The sequence below is a fragment of the Xanthobacter sp. NM-25 genome, assembly GCF_022138605.1.
In the GTDB taxonomy this organism is placed as follows: Bacteria; Pseudomonadota; Alphaproteobacteria; order Rhizobiales; family Xanthobacteraceae; genus Xanthobacter.
The window spans coordinates 618,925-625,629 of sequence record NZ_JACBFS010000003.1 but is presented as its reverse complement, the minus strand read 5'-3'; the positions used below and the strand labels follow the sequence as shown (position 1 = coordinate 625,629).

General features: G+C 63.5%; 7 protein-coding genes and 1 pseudogene. All 8 read left to right on the top strand.

Annotated elements, in window-relative coordinates:
* Window positions 1-121: 121 nt before the first annotated feature.
* A pseudogene (locus MEU52_RS11690) lies at window positions 122-433 on the top strand (ATPase, T2SS/T4P/T4SS family); the annotation flags it as partial.
* Window positions 434-615: 182 nt separating this feature from the next.
* On the top strand, window positions 616-888 hold the full coding sequence (locus tag MEU52_RS11685) for a TrbC/VirB2 family protein (protein WP_183856974.1): 273 nt from the start codon (window positions 616-618) through the stop codon (window positions 886-888).
* On the top strand, window positions 888-1,151 hold the full coding sequence (locus MEU52_RS11680) for a VirB3 family type IV secretion system protein (RefSeq protein ID WP_110372410.1): 264 nt from the start codon (window positions 888-890) through the stop codon (window positions 1,149-1,151). The genes MEU52_RS11685 and MEU52_RS11680 overlap by 1 nt, the downstream gene beginning before the upstream one ends.
* A gap of 4 nt (window positions 1,152-1,155) precedes the next feature.
* Window positions 1,156-3,588, top strand: coding sequence for a conjugal transfer protein TrbE (gene trbE / locus MEU52_RS11675; protein WP_238121401.1), 2,433 nt, complete (start codon window positions 1,156-1,158; stop codon window positions 3,586-3,588).
* Window positions 3,585-4,313: a P-type conjugative transfer protein TrbJ gene (trbJ, locus tag MEU52_RS11670; RefSeq protein ID WP_110372412.1), complete on the top strand. Its 729-nt coding sequence runs from the start codon at window positions 3,585-3,587 to the stop codon at window positions 4,311-4,313. The genes trbE and trbJ overlap by 4 nt, the downstream gene beginning before the upstream one ends.
* A gap of 10 nt (window positions 4,314-4,323) precedes the next feature.
* Window positions 4,324-4,647 (top strand): entry exclusion lipoprotein TrbK, encoded by a 324-nt coding sequence (locus MEU52_RS11665; protein WP_210206326.1) that lies wholly within the window; start codon window positions 4,324-4,326, stop codon window positions 4,645-4,647.
* 6 nt (window positions 4,648-4,653) lie between these two features.
* A complete protein-coding gene (gene trbL / locus MEU52_RS11660; RefSeq protein WP_110373173.1) occupies window positions 4,654-6,003 on the top strand; it encodes a P-type conjugative transfer protein TrbL in 1,350 nt (449 codons plus the stop codon).
* Between the two features lie 3 nt (window positions 6,004-6,006).
* A complete protein-coding gene (gene trbF / locus MEU52_RS11655; protein WP_110372413.1) occupies window positions 6,007-6,702 on the top strand; it encodes a conjugal transfer protein TrbF in 696 nt (231 codons plus the stop codon).
* The last annotated feature ends 3 nt before the right edge of the window (window positions 6,703-6,705 follow it).

Here is a 6,705-nt window from a genome sequence, read left to right as displayed (position 1 = left end):
GGGGCCTATCGGCAACATCCCGCCAGCCGAAGCCGAGGCACGATTCCACGCCACGCTGGACCAACCTGCACTGGCCGCGTGACTCAAACCAAACTGCCTCCGACAATCCCGGCGCGGTTCACTTCGCCCGGATCGCATCGTTGTTGGCGAGGTGCGCGGCGCTGAAGCGCTGGACCTCCTCAAGGCGTGGGGAACCGGACACCCCGGCGGCATCGCGACATTGCATGCAGGTTCCGCCCGGGGAGCGCTCACCCGGCTGGAGCAGCTCATACAAGAAGTCGTCGTCACCGTGCCGCGCGCGCTGATCGCGGAGGCCGTAGACATCATCGTCTTCATCGCTGGGCGCGGTAGCAAACGCCGCGTCGAGGACATCATCCGCGTCACAGGCCTCGACGGCGATGCCTACGCAATAGAGCACTTCACAGGAGATTAGGGATGCCGCCCATCACGTCCGCATTCACGCTTTTCTTGAATTCCGGAACAAACCAGAAACGTAAATCCGCAAGTGCGGATTCGTGCGTTTCCGTAAATCCGGAGATGCGCATTTCCGAAAATCCGCTTTCGAGCGTTGCAGGAAAGTTTCGAAACCGGATCTCCGGAACGGCGGCTTTGCTGATGTCCGCCTTTCTGGTTTCCCCAGCTTACGCCGCGGGTTCGTCCATGCCATGGGAAGCGCCCCTGCAATCCATCCTTGAATCGATCGAGGGGCCGGTTGCCAAGATCATCGCCGTGATCATCATCATCGTGACCGGGCTCACCTTGGCGTTCGGTGATGCCGGCGGCGGTTTCCGCAAGCTGGTCCAGATCGTCTTCGGCCTCTCCATCGCCTTCGCCGCCAGTTCCTTCTTCCTCAGCTTCTTCAGCTTTGGCGGCGGAGCGCTGGTCTAATGGCGGTCCATGCCGACGGCTTCGAAGTGCCGCTGCACCGCTCACTGACGGAGCCCGTCCTGCTGGGCGGCGCCCCGCGATCGGTGGCGATCCTCAACGGGACACTCGCCGCCGCCATCGGCATCGGCCTGCATCTGTGGATTGGCGGCATCGTGCTCTGGATGGCGGGCCATGCGCTCGCCGTCTGGGGGGCGAAGGCCGATCCCCAGTTCATGGAGGTCTTCGCCCGCCACCTGAAGCACCGCGCGTTTCTGGAGGCGTGAGTTCATGATGAACCTTGCCGAATATCGCACGCGCCCCGCGAGCCTCGCGGATTATCTGCCTTGGGCCGGGCTGGTCGCATCAGGCGTCGTGCTCAACAAGGACGGTGCGTTCCAACGCACTGCGCAGTTTCGTGGTCCCGACCTCGACAGCGCAACGGAAAGCGAGCTGGTGGCGACCACCGCCCGGCTCAACAACGCGCTGAAGCGCCTCGGCTCCGGCTGGGCGCTGTTCGTCGACGCTGAACGGCGCATCGCCGCCGGATATCCCATCTCGGAATTTCCCGACGCGTTGTCGTGGCTCGTAGAGGAAGAGCGGCGCGCGGCGTTCGAGGAAGCAGGCACACATTTCGAGAGCGCCTACTGCATCACGCTCGCCTTCCTGCCGCCGTCCGAAAGCAAGGCCCGCGCCGGCCAGCTCCTCTACGAGAGCACCGAGCGGCGCACCGTGAATTGGCGCGACCATCTCGCAGCCTTCATTTCCGAGACCGACCGCTTTCTCTCCTCGCTCGACGGCGTCATGCCGGAGATCCGCTGGTTCTCCGATGAGGAGACGCTGACTTACCTTCACGCCTGCATCTCCACGCAGCGGCACCCTGTCGCCGTTTCCCAGGTGCCGTTCCATCTCGACGCGCTGTTGCCCGATTGCGATTTCACCGGTGGACTAGCGCCGATGCTGGGCGACCAGCATGTGCGTGTGCTGACCATTCGCGGCTTTCCACCCTCGACTTGGCCCGGCGTCCTTGACGACCTCAACCGTCTCGGCTTCGCCTATCGTTGGTCCACCCGTTTCCTGTCGCTCGACAAGGCGGAAGCCGAACGCGAGCTGACCAAGGTGCGGCGGCAATGGTTCGCGAAACGCAAGGGTATCGTGACGCTGCTGCGCGAAACGATCTTCCAGCAGGAAGTTTCGCTGGTCGATTCAGACGCCGCCAACAAATCCGCCGATGCGGACGAAGCATTGCAGGAGCTGGGCTCAGACGCCGTGGCCTATGGCTATGTCACGGCCACCGTTACGGTCATGGACAAAAGTCCGGACCTCGCTGACGAGAAGTTGAAGGCCGTCGAGCGGATCATCCAGGGGCGTGGCTTCGTCACCATTCCGGAGACGCTGAACGCGACAGAGGCATGGCTATCCTCGATCCCTGGACATGCCTACGCCAATGTTCGCCAGCCGCTGATCTCGACTCTGAACCTCTCGCACATGATGCCGGTCTCGGCGATTTGGGCAGGCCCCGAGAAGAACGGTCATCTCGATGCTCCGCCGCTGATCGTCACCCGCACGGCCGGCGGCACGCCGTTCCGGCTCGTCACTCATGTCGACGATGTCGGCCACACTCTGATCGTCGGCCCCACCGGTGCCGGCAAATCCGTGCTGCTGGCAATGCTGGCGCTCCAATTCCGCCGCTATGCCAGCTCTCGCATCTTCATCTTCGACAAGGGTGGCTCGGCCCGCGCCACCGTCTTGGGCCTCGGCGGCGAGTATTACGATCTCGGATCCTCCGACGCCATTGCCTTTCAGCCACTCGCCCGCATTGAGGATGACGACAGCCGCTCGTGGGCGGCCGACTGGATCGCCGGCCTGCTCGGGCATGAACACGTCGAGATCACGCCCGATGTGAAGGACGCCGTCTGGTCGGCACTGACCAGCCTTGCGTCCGCCCCACGTGAGGAGCGAACGCTCACCGGCTTTTCCACGCTGTTGCAATCGAACCGGCTCCGCCAGGCGCTGCAACCCTACACGCTGTCGGGGCCACATGGCCGGCTGCTGGACGCCGATGCCGATCGGCTTGGCTTCGGCGACGTGCAGGGCTTCGAAATGGAGGAACTGATGCACACGGCGAGCGCCGTGACGCCGGTTCTCACCTATCTTTTTCATCGTCTCGATGAGCGTTTCGACGGATCGCCCACGCTGCTCGTGCTCGATGAGGCTTGGGTATTTATCGACGATCCCATCTTCGCTGCGCGCATCCGTGAATGGTTGAAGGTGCTGCGCAAAAAGAACGTCGCCGTCGTCTTCGCCACCCAATCGCTTGCCGACATCCAGCGTTCTGCCATCGCGCCAGCCATCGTCGAGAGCTGCCCGAGCCGGATCTTCCTGCCGTCGCCGCAGGCGAGCGAACCGCAGCTCCGCACGATCTATGAAGGATTTGGCCTCAACAGCCGCCAGATCGATATCATCACGCGGGCTCAGCCGAAGCGGGATTATTACTACCAATCCCGTCTCGGCAATCGGCTGTTCGACCTCGATCTCGGGCCTGTGGCGCTCGCCTTCGCCGGTGCCAGCCGCCCCGAGGATCATCGCCAGATGGACGATGTCCTCGTGTCCCATGGGCACGATGCCTTTGCCGCAGCATGGCTCGACGTGCGCGGGCTCGATTGGGCAGCCGACCTCATCCGCCAATTCCCGCTTCCGCAAAATCAGGAGACCGCATCATGAGGACACCACTTTGCCTTGCCGGTGCCTGCGCGCTCGGCATCGCTCTCGCGCCGCCGGTCGCGGCGCAGATCGTCTTCGATCCGAACAACTACAGCCAGAATGTGCTGTCGGCGGTCCGAGCCCTGGACCAGGTCAACAACCAGATCAAGAGCCTGCAAAACGAAGCTCAGTCGCTCCTCAATCAAACAAAGAATCTGACGAGCCTCGACTTCTCCGCACTAAACGAGCTGAAGCAGTCCGTCGCCAAGACGGAGCGCCTTATCAGCGAGGCCGAGGGCTTGAGCTACGACATATCGGCGATGGAACGGCAATTCCAGCAGCTCTACCCGAAGGAATACGCGGCATCCGCATCGAGCGATCAGATCCTCGCCGATGTGCGAAAGCGCTGGGAGCAATCTCGATCCGCTCTGGAAACGGCCATGAAGATGCAGGCGCAGGTCTCCGAAAACCTCGCCTCCGATGAGGCTACTCTCGGCGATCTTGTCACTCGCAGCCAGTCGGCAACGGGGAATCTCGACGCGACGCAGGCGACCAACCAGCTCCTTGCCCTTCAGGCTAAGCAAGCTATCGACGCCTCCCGGCTCAAGCTCTCTCAGGACCGCGCCGTCGCCGCGGAGCAGGCCCGTGCCGTCGCGGAGGAGGAGCGGGCGCGTGAGGTTCGCCGCCGATTCATGGGTGATGGCAGCGGCTATACGCCGGCACCCGTCCGGTTGTTCCGCGATTGAGGGACCCGCCATGCTCAGACAAATCATCCGTCTCTCTGTCGTGGCCGCGATTGCCATCGGCGCCGGGCTTCTCGTCCAATCCGCGGGGGCGGCCGACACGGTGGACAGCCTCGCCGCCGATCCGCAACGGCTCCGTGAGGTGCAAAAGCTTTGCAAAGACGACTGGGCTGGGACAGGCGACGAACTGTGCACCATGGCCAGCAAAGCGCAGCGCCGCCGCTTCATGGGTTCTGGCAAAACGCCGTACACGCCACATCCGGTCGATCTGTTCCCGTCACTGAAGAAGAGCAGAACTCCGGAGAAAACCGACCCCGTCGCTCCGGACGCGGAGTGATTGTCCATGGACGATCTCTCCGTCATCGACCGTTTCACCGACACCTTCTCGCAGTATATCGACAGCGGGTTTGGCCTGCTTCACGGTGAGATCGCTTACCTTTCGGCAACGCTCATCGCCATCGATATAACGCTCGCCGGCCTGTTCTGGGCCTTCGGAGCCGGCAATGACGAGATTCTGGCGAAGCTCATCAAGAAGGTCCTCTATGTCGGTGCCTTCGCCTACATCATTACAAACTTCAATTCGCTGGCCAGCATCATCTTCAGATCCTTCGCCGGGCTCGGCCTGACCGCCTCTGGCTCCGACCTGTCCCAGGACGATTTCCTGCGTCCCGGTAAGCTCGCCTCCGTCGGTATGGACGCCGGCCGACCGATCCTCGCGCAGATAGGCGACTTGTCCGGCTTCACCTCCGTCTTCTCCAACATCGACACCATCGCCGTCCTGTTCCTCGCCTGGCTCGTGGTCATCGTCAGTTTCTTCGTGCTCGCGGTGCAGCTCTTTGTGACGTTGCTGGAGTTCAAGTTGACGACGTTGGCCGGCTTCGTGCTGGTGCCCTTCGCATTTTGGAACAAGACCGCCTTCCTGGCCGAACGCGTGCTCGGCAATGTCGTGTCGTCCGGGATCAAGATCCTGGTCCTTGCCGTTATCGTTGGCATCGGCAACGGCCTCTTTGCGGAATTTCGCGCCTCGGCGGGAACAGAGCCGTCCATCGATCATGCGCTGGCGATCATGCTGGCGTCGCTCGCCATGCTTGGGCTGGGCATCTTCGGCCCGTCGATCGCGACGGGTCTCGTCTCCGGAGCCCCGCAGCTCGGCGCAGGTGCAGTCGCCGGCACCGCGCTCGCCGCCGGCGGCATGGCGGTCGCGGCAAGCGCCGGAGCTGTCGGCGCGGCACAGCTCGGAGGGGCCGCTATCGGTTCCGGCGTCAAGGCAGCATCCACCATGTCGGGCGGCGCGCGTGTCGCCTTCGAACTCGGTGCAGCGACGTCCAGCGCATCGGGCATGGGAGCCGTTGGAGCTGGTCTTTCTGGCGTGGCGCAAGCGGGCGGTGGCGCCGTCATACAGGCGGGTCGCAGTGTCGTGTCACGCGTCGCGGGCACGGTCGACTCACGTGCTTCCGCTGGCGCCCGTGGCGCCTGGACGGCTACCGGCGGCAAGCCCGTGGGAGCGATGGGTGGGGCCGGAAGCGATGCGTCGTTCACCGGTGCCGGCGGTGCTCCCGCATGGGCCAATCGCGTGAGAAACGGACCGAGCGGCTCGCACGTCTCCCACGGTGCCACCACCGCAGCCCATGCTTTGCGCTCCGGCGATCATGGTGGCTCCGGCGCCAATCCATCTCTGCGACAAGAGGATTGAACGATGCGCTTCAAACGCGCCGATGTGCGCTATTCGCAAACGTCGGAACCCTCAACGCCCTATCAGGCCGCCGGCCAACTCTGGGACGAACGCCTCGGGTCCGCCCGCATTCAGGCCCGAAATTGGCGGCTCATGTCCTTCGGCTGTCTGACGCTTGCCGTAGGCATGGCCGGCGGTCTGCTGTGGCAGGCGGGCCGCTCCACCGTCACACCCTATGTGGTCGAAGTCGATCAGCTCGGCCAAGTAAAGGCCGTTGGCCCGGCCGTGGAGGCCTATCGGCCGACCGACGCCCAGATTGCCTACGCGCTCGCGCGTTTCATACAGAACGTGCGCGCACTGCCCACCGATCCCATCGTGGTGCGGCAGAACTGGCTCGAGGCTTACGACTTCACCACCGATCGCGGCAGCGCCGGGTTGAATGACTATGCGCGTGCCAACGATCCGTTCGGCAAGGTCGGCAAAATGTCGGTCGCCGTCGAGGTCACCAGCGTCGTGCGCGCATCGGACAGCTCCTTCCAGATCCGCTGGATCGAGCGGCGTTATGAGAACAATCAGCTTGCCGGCACGGATCGCTGGACCGGCATCCTCACCATCATCATGCAACCACCGCGCACCGAGGACCGGCTGCGTAAGAATCCTCTCGGCATTTTCGTCAACGGCATCAACTGGAGCCGTGAACTCGGCGCCAGCGGGTCGTGAAGG